This window comes from Halomonas alkalisoli (assembly GCF_021412585.1).
Classification (GTDB): domain Bacteria; phylum Pseudomonadota; class Gammaproteobacteria; order Pseudomonadales; family Halomonadaceae; genus Halomonas; species Halomonas alkalisoli.
This window is the reverse complement of record NZ_JAKCMI010000027.1, coordinates 165,736-183,117: the sequence shown is the minus strand read 5'-3', so window position 1 is coordinate 183,117 and position 17,382 is coordinate 165,736. Positions and strand designations below refer to the sequence as shown.

Genomic DNA, 17,382 nt, shown 5'->3' with positions numbered 1-17,382 from the left:
GAGAGGCCCACAACGCCAACGACCTCCACCCTTCCCTGACTCCCGTAGGCATACCAACAAGACGGGCCATTGGCTGCCGCCGCAGCCAAGCCCCAGGCAACCAGGAGAGATCCCCATGGCCGAACTGATGAATCGTGACGAATTCCGCACCGCCCTCGAAGACGCCATCAAGGGCAAGAGCGCCAACAAGGCACCGTTCAGCGTGGCATGGGCCAGCGGCAAGCTGAGCCGCGCCCACCTCGCCAAGTGGGCCGAGAACCACTACCACTACGTGGGCCCCTTCGCCGACTATCTGGCCTACATCTACGCCCACACCCCGGAGAACTACACCGAGGCCAAGGACTTCCTGCTGCAGAACATGTATGAGGAGGAGCTCGGCGGCGATCGCCATACCGACCTGCTGATCCGCTTCGCCGAGGCCTGCGGCACCACTCGCGAGCGCGTCGAGAACCCCGACAACATGTCGCCCACCACTCGTGGCCTGCAGAGCTGGTGCTATGCCGTCGCCATGCGCGAGCATCCGGTGGTGGCCGTGGCCGGCCTGGTGGTGGGCCTGGAGTCCCAGGTGCCCTCCATCTATCGCAAGCAGACCCCGACCCTGCGCGACAAGTACGGCTTCACCGATGAAGAGGTCGAGTTCTTCGACCTGCATATCGTCTCCGACGAAATCCATGGCGAGCGTGGCTACCAGATCGTGCTTGAGCACGCCGACACCGTCGAGCTGCAGCAGCGCTGCCTGAAGATCTGCGAGATCGGCGCCCAGATGCGCCTGCTCTACACCACCGCGCTCTACTACGACTATGTGGCCGACGACCTGCCCCTCTCCGAGCTCGACCTGGCGGCCTGATACCAGCCGACTCGGTTCGTATCTACGCACGATGCCTGCCGGCTCAGGCCGGCGGGCATCGGCCCCAGGACAGAAAGCACCAACGACCACACGAGGTGAGCTTCTTGGATAACGTCACTCAGTTTCTCAATTACATCGACGGCAAGTGGCTAGCATGCGGCTCGGGGTCGACCTTCGAGAACCGCAACCCGGCAGACCAGGACGACCTGCTCGGTCATTTCCAGGCCTCTTCCGCGGAAGATGCCCAGCAGGCCATCGCCGCGGCCGAGAGGGCGTTCCCCGCATGGCGGGACACGCCCATCTCGAAGCGGGCGAAGATCCTCAACCAGGCGGCGGATTACCTGGTCGAGCATATCGAGCAGTTCGCCGAGGAGCTGACCCGCGAGGAGGGCAAGCTGCTCGCCAACAGCCGCGACGAGATCGCGCGCTCGGCCCAGACCCTGCGCTTCTACGCCGTCGAGGGCCAGACCATCACCGGCGAGACCTTCCCCCAGGACGACGCGAAGATGATGGTCTACACCCAGCGCGAGCCGCTGGGCGTGGCAACCATCATCACGCCGTGGAACTTCCCGATCTCGATTCCGGCGAGAAAGATCGCCCCGGCCCTGATCACCGGCAACACCGTGGTGTTCAAGCCCTCATCGGATGCGCCGCTGATCGCCTATCGCCTGGCGGAAGCGCTGCACCACGCCGGCGTTCCCGAAGGCGTCTTCAACTTCATTACCGGCGGCGCTTCGGCCATCGGCGAGGCGATCACCGGCGCCCCCGCGGTGCGTGCGATCTCCTTTACCGGCTCCACCGCCGCCGGCGAGAAGATCCATCGCAGCGCCTCGATGGCGACTCGTACCCAGATGGAGCTCGGCGGCAAGAACCCGCTGATCGTGCTCGACGATGCCGATATCGACACGGCCGTCGACCTGACCATCAAGGGCGGCTTCTCGCTCACGGGCCAGGCCTGCACCGGCACCAGCCGTGTGCTTATCGCCCCCTCGGTCAAGGCCGCCTATCTAGAGCGCCTGGTGGAACGAGTCAAGGAACTGCAGATCGGCAACGGCCTGGACAAGGGCACCCAGATTGGCCCGCTGGCCACCCGCCAGCAGCTCGATACCGTGCTCGGCTATATCGAGACCGGCAAGCGGGAGGCGACCCATGTCCACGGCGGCGAGCGCTTGAGCGGCGGCGACTACGACAAGGGTTTCTACGTATCGCCGGCCATCTTCAGCGACGTGACGCAAGAGATGCGCATCGCCCAGGAGGAGATCTTCGGCCCCGTGGTCGCGGTCATCGAGATCGACGGCTACGACGATGCCATTGCCAAGGCCAACGATACGCCCTACGGGCTGGCGGCCGCGCTGGCGACTCGCAACATCGAATACATCCAGCGCTTCCCCCACGACATCCAGGCCGGCACCGTCAAGGTCAATCGCACCACCACGGGCAACCTGGTCAATGCTCCCTTCGGCGGCCTGAAGCAGTCGAGCACCTCAACCTTCCGCGAGTCCGGCCGTGCAGGCCTCGACTTCTTTACCCAGACCAAGACGGTCTACGTGGGCCGCTGAACTCGGCAACGTTACTGATTAGGTGATTTCATGAAAACGGTATTTCGTCTCGAACTCGAAGAAGCCAAGTTGATGGTCGAAGCGGCCAAGCGGAAATCCGAGGAGATCAACGTCCTCGAGACCATCTGCATCGTCGACGACGGCGGCTATCCGCTGGCGCTGGAGCGCATGAACGGCGCCCGCATCACCGGCCCGCAGATCGCCTGGAACAAGGCCTTCACGGCGGCCGGCCACAAGCGCTCCACGCACCTGTTCAATACCGCCCCCAACGGCCCCGCCCTGCCCGGCAACGAGGCCTTCGGCATCCAGTGGAGCTTCGAGGGCAAGTTCGCCGTCTTCGTCGGCGGCTTCCCGATCGTCGTCGATGGCGAAGTCGTCGGCGGCGTGGGCCTCAGCGGCGGCAACGGCGAGCAGGACACCAAGGCCGGCCTTGCCGCACTGCAAGCACTGCAGGAGCACCTGAGCGGCGCCGGCCATGAAGTGATGGTCGAAGCCGACATCAAGAAGTAATCCCCGACTCCGCCGGCAGGGTCCAGCGATGCTGCCGGCGCATGATAACGACAAGCCAGGTGCCGACACCCCACAACGACAAGGGCATGCCAATGCCATGGGTGTGCGCCAGGAGGCAGCTATGACATATCGAATCACCCTTGCCGACACCGCCGAGACCTTCGACGTCCAGCCTGGCGAGCCGCTGCTCGACGCGGCCGAGCGGGCGGGCTTCCCCCTCGTGCACGACTGTCGTTTCGGTGGCTGCGGCGCCTGCCGGATCAAGCTGCTGGAGGGCCAGGTGGCCTACGAGGAGATGCCCATGGGGCTCTCCGAGGAAGAGGAACAGGAAGGCTACGCCCTGGCCTGCCAGGCGGTCGCCCAGAGCGACCTGACCATCAGCGCGGACGTGTTTCCGGCGGGCTACATTCCGCCCGACTATCATGAAGCCACCATCGTCAGCCTGGAGAAGCTGAGCCACGATGTGACTCACCTGGTGCTCAGCATCCCCTCCGCCAGTGAGGTGCGCTTCCTGCCGGGCCAGTATCTCAACATCATGCTGGACGACGGCACGCCACGCAGCTTCTCGATGGCCTCTCCGCCGCGCAGCGACCTCTTCGATTTCCATATCCGCCGGGTACCGGGCGGCTATTTTACCGAGCGCCTCAACACGCACTATCAGCCCGGCGACACCCTGGACGTCGAGCTGCCACTCGGAGCCTTCCGACACGACGCGGAAAGCACCAACCGCCTGCTGATGGTCGCCGGCGGCACCGGCCTGGCACCGGTCAAGAGCATCATCGAGTCGCTGAAGGATGAGCCCCAGGCGCCGCACATCACGCTCTACTGGGGCGTACGCCGCGCCGAGGACCTCTATCTCGACGAGCTGCTGCAGGACTGGGCCAGGACGCTGCCCCACTTCCACTATATCCCGGTGCTCTCCGACGCCGACCCGGAGTGGGAAGGACGACGCGGCTTTGTCCACGAGGCCGTGTGCCAGGACCATCCCGACCTCAGCGAGTTCGATGCCTACCTGTGCGGCCCACCGCCGATGATCGCCGCCGCGAAGTCCAGCTTCGCCGAGCGAGGGCTGAGCGTGGAAAGGATCTTCTCCGACAGCTTCAACTTTACCCATGAACTCAACGAAAGCGTGGCATGACGCCCCACCGGCCATAGAGAGGTTGCCACCATGCTAGATATCACCTTCATCACCAACGACAACAAGACCATCGCCGCCCCGGAGGACTCCAACCTGCTGCGCGTCTCGCTGCGCGAGAAGGGGGGCATTCCCTTCAAGTGCGGCGGCGGACTCTGCGGTACCTGCAAGTGCCTCATCGAGGAGGGCATCGAGAATACCGATGCCGTGAAGAAGAAGGAGGAGAAGCTGCTCACCGCCGAGGAGATCAGCCAAGGCTATCGCATGGCCTGCCAGACCTTCCTCACCGGCAGCGTGAAGGTCTCCTGGGATGCGAGCAAGCCGGCCAGGCCCATCACGGCAGGCCAGATCAAGTCCAAGACGGAAGCCTGAGGGGCGTCGCTTCCACCCGGCCCGCCAGGCCCGGCTGCCGCCACGGCGCCAGGAGCTGCGGCTGGCCCAGCACTCAGATGTGAGGTCATATGATACGCGTTGGACTCATCGGATATGGCACGGCGGGCAGGGATGTCGCCGAGGCCATCCTCGGCGGCCAGGCGGGCAACACCCGGCTGGCCGCCGTTTTGGTACGCGACACCGGCAAGTATGCCGACGCCCTTGAGAGCGGCCTGATCACCGACAGTGAAGAGGCGTTCTTCGCCTGCCGGCCCGACGTGGTGGTCGAGACCGCAGGCCACGAAGCCGTGATCCGCTACGCCGAGACATCGCTCTCCCATGGCTGCGATTTCATGGTGGTATCGGTCGGGGCCTTCTGCGACCAGGCACTGCATGACCGGGTCATGACCAGCGCCAGCCGGCATGGCAAACGTGTACTGGTCCCCTCCGCCGCCATCGCCGGGCTCGACCGCATCGCCGCCGCCGCCCAGGGCCCGCTCGACAGCGTGACACTGACGACCCGCAAGCCGGTGAAGGCGTGGCGGGGCACCTTCGCCGAGGAAGTGGTCGACCTCGATACGGTCGAGAAGCCCACCGTGATCTTCGAAGGCAATGCTCGGGAGTCATCGCGGGTCTTCCCCGAGAGCGTCAACGTCTCGGCGGCCCTGAGCCTGGCAGGCGTAGGCTTCGAGGCCACCCAGGTTCGGGTGCTGGTCGACCCCACCATCGACAAGAACATCCACGAGGTCTCGGCCAAGGGGCTATTCGGCGAAGTCCGCATCGAGGTGCAGAACACCCCGTCCCCGAACAACCCCAAGACCGGGTATATCGTCGCAATGAGTGTGGCACGAGCGTTGAAGAACCTCTCCTCGCCGCTCGTCATCGGCTAGACAAGGCTCGACATGTCGCCCTCTTACACAAGGAGTTCGAGAGATGAGTAAAGCCTATTGGGTCTCTTGCTATCGTGAAATAACGGATGCGAAGAAGTATGCCAGCTACATACAGCTGGCAATCCCTGCCATCGCCGCTGGCGGCGGCATCTTCCTGGCGAGGGATGTGGCGGCTTATGCCTATGAGGACGGCCAACAGGACCGCACCATCATCATCGAGTTTCCCGATCTGGAGAGTGCCCGTGCGACGCATGATGGAGAGGCTTACGCTGCAGCGCTGGAAGCCCTCGGCGATGGCGCGGTCAGGGATATTCGGCTTGTCGGAGGCGTCTGAAGGAGACGAGCTTGCCGACCTCCTGGATGAGCCAACCTGAGGAACGAGACCCCGGGCGCCTGTGGCGCCCGGGGTCTGTCGTGTAAACGCCCGACACCCATCTCAAGCCTGAGAGCGGCTCATATAGGCCTGGCGGGACTTCTCGAGGTGGATGCGGGTAAAATTCTCGGCCAAGTCTGCTTCTCCACTGCGGATCGCGCTCAGTACGTCCTGGTGCTCACGAAGGGCCGCCTTGGTGCGGCCGGGCAAGGCGCTGCTGAGATTTGAGAAGGCGCGCACGTAATCCTTGAGGTCGACCAGCATCTCGTGAAGCTTGGGATTGCCGGAGGCACGCCCGATCAGCTCGTTGTACTTGACGTTGAGCTCGACCTCGTCGCCACCCCCGTTGTTCAACGCCTCCTCCATCTCGGCCATGAGCTGGTCGATTTCGGCGATGATGGCATCGTTGACCTTCTGGGCCGCCAGCCGCGCGGCCAGTGACTCGAGGGAAGCCAGGATCATGAAGACTTCCAGGATCTCGGCCTGGGTGATCTCGTTGACCACCACCCCCTTGCGCGGCACCGTTCGCACGAACCGCTGGGTCTCGAGTCGAAACAGCGCCTCGCGGATGGGGGTACGACTGATATTGAGTTTCTCGGCCAATACCCGCTCGACCAGCCGATCACCCGCCTTGTATTCCCCACGCAGTATCGCGTCCTTGAGGTAGACATACACCTTGTCGCGGATCGGGGAGAGGTCTTCCTGAGTCCAGGTCTCTGCCATGGGGACTTACCTTCGAGTGGCCAAAAAACAAGAAATAATCAGATGTAACAGGATACCACAGCGGGACTTTCCTGGCATACGAAGCACCGTGGGGGAAGTGTCGTGGGGGAAGTATCGTGAAGAGTGCAGCCTGGGCCCCCTGGCCAAGTCGACGTACCTTCAGCAAGCAGTAAGCCAGTATGCAGAAAGCCCCGCGGGAGACCCACGGGGCTGTATCGCGCATTTCGAACAGCCGGTTACGACACCGCTGCAACCCTCTCGAGGCGCGTATCGATGGTGCCGAAGGTGACCAGTTGCTTCAGCTCCTGGCGAGCCTCTTCCACGGTCGCGAACTTCTCGAAGAACTTGATCGGTACGCTGTTGGTCAGCCCGTTGTCACCACACTCGACGATGCTGACCCGGCTGCCATCGGCCTCGACTTCGGCAATGGTGAAGTCGGCTTTCTTCTTGCCGTAGAAGTAGTAGGCATAGGACTCGACAGGCGAGATGCCGCTGTCCGGCCTGGCATCATATTCGTCGGACTTGCTTGTCAGGATGATGTACATAACAGTGCCCTCTTTCGTCATTGTAGTAGCATGCCTCCGGGCGACTTCACCCGATAGCGGCATCGAAGGCCGATCTCAGGCGAGTTCCACTGGCGCCGCCGTCTGAACCGGTTCGGCCAGAATCTCCCTGACCGCCGTCGTCAGCCCTTCCAGCGCCTCCTCGACGATCGCCTGGCCGATCTCGTAGCTGGCCTGGGTCGCATCCCCGATGCAGCCGTTACGAGTCATCTCCTCGTAATGGTAGAAACCCTGGATGGGGTTGCCGGGGCGCAGCCCCTCCCAGCGCCCGCCGGTGACGATGTCACCCTTCTCCAGCCTGTCGGGGTGGACCAGGTGAGGCGCCAGGTAATAGGCCTCCGAGACCTCGCGCTCGCAGCTGTGGCCATAGAGCGTCGAGTGGATGTGCTCCTTCATCGCCGTCTTGGCGGCAGCGGTGGTCTTGGCGAAGTAGCACGCCACACCGAGCTCCTGGGTAAGGCTGGTGCAGGCCAGGCCGAGGGTCGACTGATTGCCGCCATGGCCATTCAGGAACAGCACACGGGTAATGCCGTGCCGTTTCAGCGATTCCACCATGTCCCGCAAGAGTGCCAGCAGGGTTTCGGGCCGCAGGCTGATGGTCCCGGGGAAATTCATGTGGTGCGGGGATATCCCCATGTTGACGGTGGGTGTCACCACGACGTCGGGATGAAGCGCCGTGGCGAGTCGCTTGGCCATCTCGGTGGCCAGCACCGCATCGCAGCTCTCCTTCATGTGGGGTCCGTGCTGCTCGTGGGCGCCCACCGGAATGATGGCCATGCGGGCGGTCTTCAGCGCTTCCTCGACCTCAGGCCAGGTCATCTCGGTCAGTACGAAACCGTTCATCCGGTTCTCCTTTCGGGCCTTGCACCCACCGGGCATCGCGCATTCAACGCCTCGGGGCAAGGCCCTGATGTCATTCGTCAGGGTCGCATCTTATGGCATATGGTATACCGTATGCCCGAAACTAGCGCAACTCCGGTCCACCTGTAAAGCCCGATCAGCATAAACTTGCCCCACCCGTGCGGCGATCTCCGACGCCTTCAGCCACGTTTCAGGCGCTGTCTGCGGGATCGGCGCACGCAACCCTTCGGTCAGGAGCCGATTTTTAACGCCGTATGGCCGAGCACAGCCAGTTTTCGGTCAGTGTCTAACAGCTGCGCTGAGCCACCTGGCTGGAGAGCGTGATGTGCTCCTCGATCAATGCCCGGGCCCTTTTCGCATCGCGTGTCAGCGCCAGCTCCACGAGCTCGCCGTGCTGGGCATCGAGCCGCTGCCTCAGCTCCGGGGCACTGGGCGCGACTCGCCGATAGCGATCGAACTGGTCGTGCAGCTGGCTGATGAAGCGCAGCAGCCAGACCGAACCGCAGGGCGCCACCAGGGCGTTGTGAAACCGCGTATGCAGCTGCTCCCACTCACGCAATGGGGTCGAAGTCCCGGCGCGGGTCAGTCGATGATTGGCCGCCAGCAGCTGGGACTCCCATTCCTCGTCGCCATGGGCGATGGCACGCTCGATCGCCATTCCCTCCATCTGGCGGCGCATCTCGGTGATGTCGTCGAGCTCACGCCGGGTCAGCTCAAGCACCCGAAAGCCGCGCTGGTTCTCCTGGCGCAGCAGGCCAGAGGCCGCCAGCCGGTTTAGCGCTTCGCGCAGCGGGCTCAGCCCGACCTGGTAGGTCTCCTTCAGTGAGCTGATCGACAGCCTCTCGCCGGCCCCGAATCGTCCACTGAGCAGATCCTGGCGAAGGACCTCGAAAATCCTGCTCGATGCCGTAGCACCCGGCTGCTTTGCATTCTGTGTCATGGCGTGCTTCCAAAAATTATTTGGGATTTGGTATACCGGGGCCTTGACGACCCTCTCCTGAGCATCATACTCTAGGTCAAATAATCGATTATTACCAGGAAAACGCTCAACTGGACATCGGTATGATGATGATTTCAATGATTTTATTCCACAGCACCCCCGCATGGATGAGCACGTCATGAGCGGGCCGATACAGGGCAGGATATTCTTCTCCTTCCTTCGAATCGGCCTGCTGGGGTTCGGCGGAGGCCCTTCCATGATCCCTTTGGTACACCAGGAAGTGGTCAAGCGTCACGGCTGGCTGGAAGACGAGGAGTTCGCCGACATCCTTGCCATCGCCAATACCCTGCCCGGCCCCATTGCCACCAAGATGCCGGGATACATCGGTTATCGCATCGGCGGCGTGGCCGGCTGTGCCAATGCCGTGCTCGCCGTGATCCTGCCGATGATCGTGGCGATGATTCTCATGCTGGGGCTGTTCAGTCACTACCGTGGCGTGAGCTGGATCCACGGCATGGGACAAGGCGTGGTTCCTGTCGTCATGGTGATGATGGCCCAGCTCGCCTGGGACTTCCTGCACAAGTCCCGCCTGGCGCTCGGCTGGACGGTGAGCCTGGGCATGGCAGCCATCGCCGGCGGGCTCATCTACTGGCTCGGCATCCATCCCGGCTGGGTCATCGGCGCCATCCTCGTTACGGCATTGCTGCAGCCGGCGCCGAAAGCGAAGTCGGCAGAAGGAGCGACGCCATGATCCACGCCGAACTCTTCCTCGCCTTCTTCATCCCCAACATCATCGGCTACGGCGGTGGCCCGGCCATCATCCCGCTGATAGAGGCTGAAGTGGTCGGCCATTACGGCTGGATGACCGCACAGGAGTTCGCCGAGATCCTGGCGCTGGGCAACGCCCTGCCAAGCCCCATCGCCACCAAGATGGCCGGCTATGTGGGCTATGAGGTCGCCGGCATCGGCGGCGCCCTGGTGGCGGTCTTTGCCACGGTCGTTCCCTCGCTGCTGCTGATGCTGGGCGCACTGGGCCTGCTTTATCGCCACCGCGACTCGCCGCGCGTGAAGCGCATGAGCCAGTGGGTTCGCCCCGTCATCGCGATGATGATGGCGTGGCTGGTGGCCAGTTTCTTCATGGAAGGTGTCGATGGGGCCGGCCTGGCTCACACGCTACTGATCGGTGCGGCGGCGGCCATCGCCCTGCTTCGCTTCAGAACACACCCCGCATTCGTGGTACTGGGCGCACTGCTCTATGGCGCCGTCATGCTGGGCTAACCCTCAGGCAGCCTGGCAGCGGGCTGACCATTGACCAAACTGGAGAATACCCATGCAGCCAATACCCCGTTGAATCACATGCTGGAAGGCGCGTCGGTGCCCCTCGCCTGACTGGCGTAACGGCACTGCAACAAGGCAGCGATCAACAAGAACAACGCTACCCCAAACCTGACAAACACAATCCAAGGTGCAATATGGAACAACTTGAACAGGTACAACTAACCGCGTCGCACTGGGTGTTCCTGCTGGTCATCCTGGCGATTTTCGTCTCCATCGGCTTTCGCAAAGGGGTCATCGTCCCCTCGATAGTCGGTATCTTCCTGCTGGGCCTGCTCGCCGAGCCTCAGCACGAAGGTCCTCTCAACCAGGTCATCTTTGCCGTACAGGTGGTCTTTCGGGCCCTGCTGAACGCCGGTACCGAACTGTTTGATATCATGCTGGTCATCGCCCTGATGGTGGCGATGCTGAAATCGCTGCAGAGCCAGGGTGCCGACCGGCTCATGGTCGCACCCATGAAGAAATTGATGGTGGGACCTTGGACCGCCTTCTTCGTGCTCGGCGTGACGATGTATGTGGCGGCCGCCTTCTTCTGGCCGACTCCGGCCGTGGCCCTGGTGGGCACCGTGCTGATCCCGGTTGCCATGCAGGTCGGCCTGCCCGCCATCGGCGCTGCCATGGCCGTCAACCTGTTCGGCCACGGCATGGCCCTGTCGGCCGACCCGATCATTCAGGGCGCCAGCCGCCTGACGGCCAGTGCCGCGGGGATCGAAACCACCACGCTGGTACCCTATACCCTGCTGTTCTCAGTCGTCGTGGGTGTCGTGGCCATCACCCTGGCCTGCCTGAACCTCCGTCGGGATATGCGCTCCGGCGTCCTCGAAGCGCCCAAGGGCGACGAAGTCTTTGCCCCCCGTTCGGCAGGTGCCGCAGCGGTGTGCACTGATACTGTAAAGGAAGAAGTCGAACCCGAAGCCGGTCCCTACGCACGCATCTTTGCCGTGGCCGTACCGGTGATCCTGATCGGCATCGCCGGACTGATGATCTATCGCGCACTGTTCCTGCCCGACCAGGCGATTCGCGGCGGCGGTGCCACGGCACTGCTGGGCGGCACGGCCACCGTGCTGCTGGTGCTCTCCTCGTTCGCTTCACATGGCCACCACGCCTTGGATGGCATCAGCTCCTATACCCGTGAAGGCTTCTTCTTCGCTATCAAGATCTTCGCCCCGATCATCCCCATCGCCGGCTTCTTCTTCCTCGGCCACCCGGGTCACTCCGCCGAGGTCATCGGTGCAGGTGCAGCTGGATTCCTCTTCGATATCGGTCACAACATCGGCCATTACATTGATGGCAATATCTTCCTGCTGACCTTCGGCATGGCCTTCATAGGTCTGCTTTCCGGCATGGATGGCTCCGGCTTCTCCGGCCTTCCGCTGGTGGGTTCACTGTCAGGCGCACTGGGTACCGCAGCCGATGTCGACATCCACGTGCTGGCAGCCCTCGGGCAGGTAGCGGCGATTTTCGCCGGCGGCGGCACGCTGGCAGCCTGGGCTTTCGGCGTGGCAGCTGATGCCGGCATTGCCGGGGTCAGCCCCGCAGCCTTGGTGCGACGCAATTTCGTACCGGTCATCTCGGGTATCGTCGTGGCCTCACTGCTAGCCGTGTTCTTGCTGATGTAGGATCAGTGCGCCCAACCTGGCTGTGACCACCTCACCCGGCGCCTCGGCGCCGGGTGATTCTATTTGCAGGGCATGAAAAATAGAGGAACGGAGGGTTGACGAAACCCATCACATGGCACATGGTATACCATATTCCATGAAGCAAAGCCCATACCGTGCAGTGAACCCCCACGCACAATCTGACGATAATGAGCTAGGTGACGACTATGCCCCTGATCAAGATTCACAAGAACGGCGAGGTCTTCGAAGGAGAAGTCCAGCCCAAGACCAACCTGGTCGTGCGTGCCGGCATACGCCAGTTTCCCTACCCCCACCTCAGCTACGGCTGCGGCATGGGCAAGTGTGCCAAGTGCATGTGCAAGGTGCTCAAGGGTGGAGAAACTCTTGCCGAGCCCAACTGGAAGGAGAAGAAGATGCTGGGCTCACGCCTCGAGCAGGGCTATCGCCTTGCCTGCCAGCTTTGGGTCGAGGAAGATCTGGAACTGGCCCAGGAGGCTGCCGTCACCCCAGCCAGCCCGAAGAAGCCCGGCACCGTGACCAGCTCGTAGATGCCCTCTACCTCCTCTTCCGAACAGTCCCCGCAAGCAGAAGACACCACACCAGAAAAAGCCCATCAGGCGACCTGATGGGCTTTTTCCTTTTTCCTGCGGCACGGACCAAAACCCCGTTAACGCCAGTTACCGGTCAACCCAGGTACTTGATCATCACCCCCGCCGCCACCGCCGAGCCGATGACACCGGCCACGTTGGGTCCCATGGCGTGCATCAGCAGGAAGTTGTGCGGATTGGACTCCAGGCCCACCTTGTTGGCGACGCGCGCCGCCATGGGCACCGCGGAGACCCCGGCGGCACCGATCAGCGGGTTGATCGGCATCTTGCTCATCAGGTTCATGAGCTTGGCCATCAGCACCCCGGCCGCGGTGCCGATGGCAAACGCCACCATGCCCAGCGCCATGATGCCCAGGGTCTCGAGCGCGAGGAAGCTCTCCGCCATCAGCCGCGAGCCGACCGCCAGCCCCAGCACGATGGTGACGATGTTGATCAGCGCATTCTGGGCCGTATCGGTCAGACGCTCCACCACGCCACATTCGCGCATCAGGTTGCCGAAGCAGAACATCCCCAGCAGCGGGGCCGCATCGGGCAGGAAGAGCGCCACCAGCATCAACAGCAGGAGCGGGAAGACGATCTTCTCCAGCTTGGAGACCGGCCGCAGCTGGGTCATCGTGATGGCCCGCTCACGCTTGGAGGTCAGCAGCTTCATGATCGGCGGCTGCAGCAGCGGCACCAGCGCCATGTAGGCGTAGGCCGCCACGGCGATCGCCCCCAGCAGCTCCGGGGCCAGCACGCTGGAGACATAGATCGAGGTAGGGCCGTCGGCACCGCCGATGATGCCGATGGCGGCCGCCTGTTCGAGCGAGAAGTCCATCCAGCCCAGGGTGGTCATGCCGACCGCCCCGAACAGGGTGGCGAAGATGCCGAACTGGGCCGCGGCCCCCAGGAACAGCGTCCGCGGGTTGGCCAGCAGCGGACCGAAGTCGGTCATCGCGCCCACGCCCATGAAGATCAGCAGCGGTGCGATTCCCGATGCCACGGCTACCGCGTAGAAGGTGTAGAGCAGCCCGTCACCGTAGCCCACGTTCATGGCCACATCCCGCGCAGCGCGCAGCTGATCGGGCGAGGCGCCGTCGTCGGCGATCAGCTTGAGGGTCGCCCGCCACGCCTCTTCGCCGGCCAGCGGGTCGAGCGTCGCCCCCAGCGCCGAGGCGATCTGATGCAGCACGGCCGGCCTGGCCACCTCGATGGCCTGGTCCAGCGCCGAGATGGCCAGCCCCGCCTCGGGAATGTTGGCGAGGATCCCGCCGAAGCCGATCGGCACCAGCAGCAGCGGCTCGAATTTCTTGTGGATCGCCAGGTAGAGCAGCACCAGGCCCACCACGATCATGACCGCCTGGCCAGGGGCCAGATTGTAGAGGCCCGAGCCCTCCCACAGGGTCAGTAGCTTTTCCATGTGGCGTTGCCCTTAGAGCACGATCAACGCATCGCCGACGGATACGCTGTCGCCTTCGCTGACCTTGACCTCGGAGACGGTGCCGGCACTGCTTGCCCGCACCTCGGTTTCCATCTTCATGGCCTCGAGGATGATGACCACGTCACCCTCCTTGACCGCGTCGCCCGGCTTGACGTTGACCTTGAAGATATTGCCCGCCAGGGGCGCGGCAATGGTTTCGCCACTGGGCGCCGCCGGGGTCGGGGTCGGGGCCGTGCCCTGCTCCGACACCTCGCCGATCTCGCCGCCCTCGGCCACTTCCACCACGTAGGCCTTGCCGTTGACCTTGACGGTGTAGGTCTCGGGGCCGGCGGGGGCGTCGCTGCGGGTGGCCGGCACCTTGGCCTGCGTCGTGGCCGGCAGGCTGGCCGCGGGCTGGGCTTCCGCTGCCTGGGGCACCGGCTCGAAGGCATCGGGGTTGTCGCGGTTCTTGAGGAACTTGAGCCCGATCTGCGGGAACAGTGCGTAGGTCAGGACATCATCGATCTCGCGTGCCCCTTCGGCGAGGCGAATGCCTTCCGAGCCGGCCTTCTCCTTGAGTTCGGCGGCGAGGCGTTCCATTTCGGGCTCGAGCAGGTCGGCGGGCCGGCAGGTGATCGGCTCGCCCCCCTCCAGCACGCGCTGCTGCAGCTCCTTGTTCAAGGGAGCGGGGGCTGAGCCGTACTCGCCCTTGAGCAGCGCCTGGACCTCCTTGGAGATCGACTTGTAGCGTTCGCCCATCATGACGTTCATCACCGCCTGGGTACCGACGATCTGCGATGTCGGGGTGACCAGCGGAATGAAGCCCAGGTCCTCGCGGACACGGGGGATCTCGGCCAGCACGTCGTCGAGCTTGTCACCGGCGCCCTGCTCCTTGAGCTGGCCTTCCATGTTGGTGAGCATGCCGCCGGGAACCTGGGCCACCAGGATGCGGGAGTCGATGCCCTTGAGCGAGCCCTCGAAGGCGGCGTACTTCTTGCGCACCTCGCGGAAGTAGCCGGCGATCTCCTCGAGCAGTTCGAGATCGAGATTGGTGTCGCGCTCGGTGCCCCGCAGGATGGCGACCACCGACTCGGTGGGACTGTGGCCGTAGGTCATCGACATGGAGGAGATGGCAGTATCGACGTTGTCGATGCCGGCCTCCACGGCCTTGAGGATCGAGGCGGTGGACATGCCGGTGGTGGCATGACACTGCATGTGGATCGGGATCGACAGCGCCTTCTTCAGTCGCGAGACCAGTTCGAAGGCGTCATAGGGCGTCAGCAGGCCGGCCATGTCCTTGATGCACAGGGAGTCGGCGCCCATGTCAGCGATGGTCTCGGAGAGCTCCACCCAGCTGTCAAGGGTATGCACCGGGCTGACGGTGTAGGAGATCGTGCCCTGGGCATGGCCCTGGACATCGCGCACCGCCTTGATGGCCCGCTCCAGGTTGCGCGGGTCGTTCATGGCGTCGAACACGCGGAAGACATCGACGCCGTTGGTCTTGGCCCGCTCGACGAAGCGGTCGACCACATCGTCGGCATAGTGGCGGTAGCCCAGCAGGTTCTGGCCGCGCAGCAGCATCTGCTGCGGCGTGTTGGGCATGGCCTCCTTCAACGCCCGTATCCGCTCCCACGGATCTTCGCCGAGATAGCGGATACAGGCGTCGAAGGTGGCACCGCCCCAGGACTCCAGCGACCAGAAGCCGACACGGTCGAGCTTCTCGGCGATGGGCAGCATGTCGTCCAGGCGCATGCGGGTCGCGAACAGCGACTGATGGGCGTCGCGCAGCACGACGTCGGTGATGCCCAGCGGGCGCTTGGTCTCACTCATGACGATGACCCCGTAGAGATGGCAATGTATTTATGTAGTAATATGGCGCGCCCTCGCCGCACTCTCAGTCAGTAGCGCAGTCAGTGACGAGGGCGGCGATGACGGTAGCGATGTACGGCGGTGCTGATGACAGCCATCAGTTCGGCATCATCGGCCCTGTCAGCGGTGGGCGCCACGCCTTGCCCGGCGGCGGGCTGCACAGCGGGAGGCTTGGGCACCAGGCGGCGAACGACCAGCGACATCAGGGTAGTGGTGAGCACCAGCACGGTAAGAAAAACAAAAACGAATCCCATGCCAACCCCCATCAGGGCCAGTCCATCCTGTAACAGCTGCAGATCCTGCATGCGCCTTCTCCCGTAACCTGACCGCGAACTGACGCAATCAAGTCAAATAGCGTAGAAATCCGGTCGTATAAACTGCCACACTCAGGACAGATTGCAAGCGCCCTATGGTGGAAGCCAGCGTTGTTAATTTACTACATGAAGGTCGTGAAAGGGGTCGGATCGGACTCGCCCCCATGGAGGGAGTGATCGACTCCATCACCCGCGACCTGCTCACCCGGCAGCCCGGCTTCGACTGGACTGTCACCGAGTTCGTGCGCGTGGTCGATACCCGCCTGCCGCCACGGGTCTACCACAAGACCTGCCCCGAACTCGCCCGGCTACCGGCTCGAACGCCGTCGGGCGTGCCGGTACACCTGCAACTGCTGGGCAGCGACCCCGCGGCCCTGGCCGCCAATGCCTGGCAGGCCCTGCAGCTGGGCGTGCGCAGCATCGATCTCAATTTCGGCTGCCCTGCCAAGCTGGTCAATCGCCATGATGGCGGCGCCTCGCTGCTGCGCGATCCACGCCGGGTATACGCCGCGGTATCCGCCGTACATCGCACGGTCGGCCACGCCATACCGGTCACGGCCAAGATCCGCCTCGGATTCTCCGACCGTCGCCTCGCCCTGGCCTGCGCCAGGGCGGCTGAAAACGGCGGCGCGTCACAGCTCGTGGTGCACGCCCGCACCCGCGACGAAGGCTATCGGCCTCCGGCCCATTGGGAGTGGATCGGGCGCATACGTCGGCACCTGAGCATTCCCGTGGTCGCCAATGGCGACATCTGGAGCCTGGAGGACTACTGGAAAGCGAGAACGCTTTCCGGCTGCCGGGACGTGATGCTGGGCCGCGGCGCCCTGGCCGACCCCTGGTTGGCGCCACGCATCCATCACTGGCTGATGACCGGCGAGCGCCTGCCCGACACTCGCTGGCAGACCCGCGCGGCGTTTCTCAGCGCTTATGCTGCAACGCAGCGCGAAAAACTGCAAGCACGAGTGGTCGTTTCACTGGTCAAGCAGTGGCTGAATCAGATGCGTCATCGAGACGCCGTGGCGGCTCAGCGCTTCGAGGAGCTCAAGCGCATTACCGAACTCGATGCCCTGCTTGCCGGGCTGGAAGCGGCCCCGGCAACACCAGAGCAGAGCGCCTGCGACCGGCGTCACCCCGCCGCCCTTCAGGCGCAGCCGGAAGCGCTGCCGCAACCATAAAAAAGGGGCGTCCGTCGACAAGCAACGACACCCCAAACGATCGCGGCCGGCACACTCATCCCTGATCGGACCGATGCCACTAGCAGAGAAACCGAACCGGCCCAATGGCCACAAACAGAAGACCCGCCCTCTAATCGAGGGCGGGTCTGAATCTGGCGCGCCCGGGAGGATTCGAACCTCCGACCACCTGATTCGTAGTCAGGTACTCTATCCAGCTGAGCTACGGGCGCAAGCGGTATAACCGCGTCATGCTTTCCAGCCTCAAGACATCGTGCATGAAACCACGCTAC

Annotated in this window: 19 protein-coding genes and 1 tRNA gene; 12 read left to right on the top strand and 8 right to left on the bottom strand. The window is 63.6% G+C overall.

Going from position 1 to position 17,382, the window contains the following annotated elements; genetic code table 11:
• Positions 1 to 115: 115 nt before the first annotated feature.
• The 7 genes from LY622_RS12290 to LY622_RS12260 all read left to right on the top strand — a co-directional run bounded on the left by LY622_RS12290 (position 116) and on the right by LY622_RS12260 (position 5,647).
• Entirely contained in the window at positions 116 to 847 is a 732-nt protein-coding gene (locus LY622_RS12290; RefSeq protein ID WP_234291145.1) for an iron-containing redox enzyme family protein, read from the top strand.
• 104 nt (positions 848 to 951) lie between these two features.
• A complete protein-coding gene (locus LY622_RS12285) occupies positions 952 to 2,406 on the top strand; it encodes an aldehyde dehydrogenase family protein (protein ID WP_234291144.1) in 1,455 nt (484 codons plus the stop codon).
• A gap of 30 nt (positions 2,407 to 2,436) precedes the next feature.
• Complete coding sequence (locus LY622_RS12280) at positions 2,437 to 2,916, top strand: GlcG/HbpS family heme-binding protein (RefSeq protein WP_114478287.1); 480 nt, start codon at positions 2,437 to 2,439, stop codon at positions 2,914 to 2,916.
• 121 nt (positions 2,917 to 3,037) lie between these two features.
• Entirely contained in the window at positions 3,038 to 4,054 is a 1,017-nt protein-coding gene (locus tag LY622_RS12275) for a 2Fe-2S iron-sulfur cluster-binding protein (protein WP_234291143.1), read from the top strand.
• A gap of 30 nt (positions 4,055 to 4,084) precedes the next feature.
• Positions 4,085 to 4,423 (top strand): 2Fe-2S iron-sulfur cluster-binding protein, encoded by a 339-nt coding sequence (locus LY622_RS12270; protein WP_234291142.1) that lies wholly within the window; start codon positions 4,085 to 4,087, stop codon positions 4,421 to 4,423.
• An 89-nt stretch (positions 4,424 to 4,512) separates the two neighbouring features.
• Positions 4,513 to 5,313, top strand: coding sequence for an aspartate dehydrogenase (nadX, locus tag LY622_RS12265; protein WP_234291141.1), 801 nt, complete (start codon positions 4,513 to 4,515; stop codon positions 5,311 to 5,313).
• Positions 5,314 to 5,356: 43 nt separating this feature from the next.
• Positions 5,357 to 5,647, top strand: coding sequence for a DUF1330 domain-containing protein (locus LY622_RS12260; protein WP_114478283.1), 291 nt, complete (start codon positions 5,357 to 5,359; stop codon positions 5,645 to 5,647).
• A gap of 102 nt (positions 5,648 to 5,749) precedes the next feature.
• Here LY622_RS12260 and LY622_RS12255 read toward each other — a convergent pair whose 3' ends face one another.
• The 4 genes from LY622_RS12255 to LY622_RS12240 form a co-directional block, all read right to left on the bottom strand.
• Positions 5,750 to 6,409 carry a GntR family transcriptional regulator gene (locus LY622_RS12255; protein ID WP_114478282.1) on the bottom strand — a complete coding sequence of 220 codons (660 nt, stop codon included), beginning with the start codon at positions 6,407 to 6,409 and terminating at the stop codon, positions 5,750 to 5,752.
• A gap of 236 nt (positions 6,410 to 6,645) precedes the next feature.
• On the bottom strand, positions 6,646 to 6,954 hold the full coding sequence (locus LY622_RS12250; protein ID WP_234291140.1) for a hypothetical protein: 309 nt from the start codon (positions 6,952 to 6,954) through the stop codon (positions 6,646 to 6,648).
• A gap of 75 nt (positions 6,955 to 7,029) precedes the next feature.
• Positions 7,030 to 7,815 carry a creatininase family protein gene (locus tag LY622_RS12245; protein WP_234291139.1) on the bottom strand — a complete coding sequence of 262 codons (786 nt, stop codon included), beginning with the start codon at positions 7,813 to 7,815 and terminating at the stop codon, positions 7,030 to 7,032.
• A gap of 304 nt (positions 7,816 to 8,119) precedes the next feature.
• Positions 8,120 to 8,773, bottom strand: a complete 654-nt coding sequence (locus LY622_RS12240) for a GntR family transcriptional regulator (RefSeq protein ID WP_234291138.1) — start codon at positions 8,771 to 8,773, stop codon at positions 8,120 to 8,122.
• 178 nt (positions 8,774 to 8,951) lie between these two features.
• Between LY622_RS12240 and LY622_RS12235 the strand changes: the two genes are divergently transcribed.
• The 4 genes from LY622_RS12235 to LY622_RS12220 all read left to right on the top strand — a co-directional run bounded on the left by LY622_RS12235 (position 8,952) and on the right by LY622_RS12220 (position 12,275).
• Positions 8,952 to 9,524 carry a chromate transporter gene (locus LY622_RS12235; RefSeq protein ID WP_234291137.1) on the top strand — a complete coding sequence of 191 codons (573 nt, stop codon included), beginning with the start codon at positions 8,952 to 8,954 and terminating at the stop codon, positions 9,522 to 9,524.
• Positions 9,521 to 10,051 (top strand): chromate transporter, encoded by a 531-nt coding sequence (locus LY622_RS12230; RefSeq protein WP_234291136.1) that lies wholly within the window; start codon positions 9,521 to 9,523, stop codon positions 10,049 to 10,051. The genes LY622_RS12235 and LY622_RS12230 overlap by 4 nt, the downstream gene beginning before the upstream one ends.
• A gap of 194 nt (positions 10,052 to 10,245) precedes the next feature.
• The gene (locus LY622_RS12225) at positions 10,246 to 11,727 is read left to right on the top strand and encodes a hypothetical protein (protein ID WP_234291135.1); all 1,482 of its coding nucleotides are present in this window, start codon (positions 10,246 to 10,248) and stop codon (positions 11,725 to 11,727) included.
• 206 nt (positions 11,728 to 11,933) lie between these two features.
• Entirely contained in the window at positions 11,934 to 12,275 is a 342-nt protein-coding gene (locus LY622_RS12220) for a 2Fe-2S iron-sulfur cluster-binding protein (RefSeq protein WP_234291134.1), read from the top strand.
• 136 nt (positions 12,276 to 12,411) lie between these two features.
• Here LY622_RS12220 and LY622_RS12215 read toward each other — a convergent pair whose 3' ends face one another.
• The 3 genes from LY622_RS12215 to LY622_RS12205 form a co-directional block, all read right to left on the bottom strand.
• On the bottom strand, positions 12,412 to 13,734 hold the full coding sequence (locus tag LY622_RS12215) for a sodium ion-translocating decarboxylase subunit beta (RefSeq protein WP_234291133.1): 1,323 nt from the start codon (positions 13,732 to 13,734) through the stop codon (positions 12,412 to 12,414).
• A 12-nt stretch (positions 13,735 to 13,746) separates the two neighbouring features.
• Positions 13,747 to 15,564 (bottom strand): sodium-extruding oxaloacetate decarboxylase subunit alpha, encoded by a 1,818-nt coding sequence (gene oadA / locus LY622_RS12210; RefSeq protein ID WP_234291132.1) that lies wholly within the window; start codon positions 15,562 to 15,564, stop codon positions 13,747 to 13,749.
• Positions 15,565 to 15,644: 80 nt separating this feature from the next.
• The gene (locus LY622_RS12205; protein WP_234291131.1) at positions 15,645 to 15,908 is read right to left on the bottom strand and encodes an OadG family transporter subunit; all 264 of its coding nucleotides are present in this window, start codon (positions 15,906 to 15,908) and stop codon (positions 15,645 to 15,647) included.
• Between the two features lie 173 nt (positions 15,909 to 16,081).
• Here LY622_RS12205 and LY622_RS12200 point away from each other — a divergent pair, with 173 nt between their 5' ends.
• Positions 16,082 to 17,092, top strand: a complete 1,011-nt coding sequence (locus tag LY622_RS12200) for a tRNA dihydrouridine synthase (protein WP_234291130.1) — start codon at positions 16,082 to 16,084, stop codon at positions 17,090 to 17,092.
• Between the two features lie 153 nt (positions 17,093 to 17,245).
• On the opposite strand, the gene LY622_RS12195 is transcribed toward LY622_RS12200, so the two are convergent.
• Positions 17,246 to 17,322: transfer RNA gene (locus LY622_RS12195), tRNA-Arg, on the bottom strand.
• Positions 17,323 to 17,382 lie beyond the last annotated feature (60 nt).

What these genes read in the sequence shown, in the direction of transcription:
- LY622_RS12290 (WP_234291145.1), top strand. Translation starts at nt 116, where the DNA reads ATGGCCGAACTGATGAATCGTGACGAATTCCGCACCGCCCTCGAAGAC.
- LY622_RS12280 (WP_114478287.1), top strand. Translation starts at nt 2,437, where the DNA reads ATGAAAACGGTATTTCGTCTCGAACTCGAAGAAGCCAAGTTGATGGTC.
- LY622_RS12275 (WP_234291143.1), top strand. Translation starts at nt 3,038, where the DNA reads ATGACATATCGAATCACCCTTGCCGACACCGCCGAGACCTTCGACGTC.
- LY622_RS12270 (WP_234291142.1), top strand. Translation starts at nt 4,085, where the DNA reads ATGCTAGATATCACCTTCATCACCAACGACAACAAGACCATCGCCGCC.
- nadX (WP_234291141.1), top strand. Translation starts at nt 4,513, where the DNA reads ATGATACGCGTTGGACTCATCGGATATGGCACGGCGGGCAGGGATGTC.
- LY622_RS12260 (WP_114478283.1), top strand. Translation starts at nt 5,357, where the DNA reads ATGAGTAAAGCCTATTGGGTCTCTTGCTATCGTGAAATAACGGATGCG.
- LY622_RS12255 (WP_114478282.1), bottom strand. Translation starts at nt 6,409, where the DNA reads ATGGCAGAGACCTGGACTCAGGAAGACCTCTCCCCGATCCGCGACAAG.
- LY622_RS12250 (WP_234291140.1), bottom strand. Translation starts at nt 6,954, where the DNA reads ATGTACATCATCCTGACAAGCAAGTCCGACGAATATGATGCCAGGCCG.
- LY622_RS12245 (WP_234291139.1), bottom strand. Translation starts at nt 7,815, where the DNA reads ATGAACGGTTTCGTACTGACCGAGATGACCTGGCCTGAGGTCGAGGAA.
- LY622_RS12240 (WP_234291138.1), bottom strand. Translation starts at nt 8,773, where the DNA reads ATGACACAGAATGCAAAGCAGCCGGGTGCTACGGCATCGAGCAGGATT.
- LY622_RS12235 (WP_234291137.1), top strand. Translation starts at nt 8,952, where the DNA reads ATGAGCGGGCCGATACAGGGCAGGATATTCTTCTCCTTCCTTCGAATC.
- LY622_RS12230 (WP_234291136.1), top strand. Translation starts at nt 9,521, where the DNA reads ATGATCCACGCCGAACTCTTCCTCGCCTTCTTCATCCCCAACATCATC.
- LY622_RS12225 (WP_234291135.1), top strand. Translation starts at nt 10,246, where the DNA reads ATGGAACAACTTGAACAGGTACAACTAACCGCGTCGCACTGGGTGTTC.
- LY622_RS12220 (WP_234291134.1), top strand. Translation starts at nt 11,934, where the DNA reads ATGCCCCTGATCAAGATTCACAAGAACGGCGAGGTCTTCGAAGGAGAA.
- LY622_RS12215 (WP_234291133.1), bottom strand. Translation starts at nt 13,734, where the DNA reads ATGGAAAAGCTACTGACCCTGTGGGAGGGCTCGGGCCTCTACAATCTG.
- oadA (WP_234291132.1), bottom strand. Translation starts at nt 15,564, where the DNA reads ATGAGTGAGACCAAGCGCCCGCTGGGCATCACCGACGTCGTGCTGCGC.
- LY622_RS12205 (WP_234291131.1), bottom strand. Translation starts at nt 15,908, where the DNA reads ATGCAGGATCTGCAGCTGTTACAGGATGGACTGGCCCTGATGGGGGTT.
- LY622_RS12200 (WP_234291130.1), top strand. Translation starts at nt 16,082, where the DNA reads ATGGAGGGAGTGATCGACTCCATCACCCGCGACCTGCTCACCCGGCAG.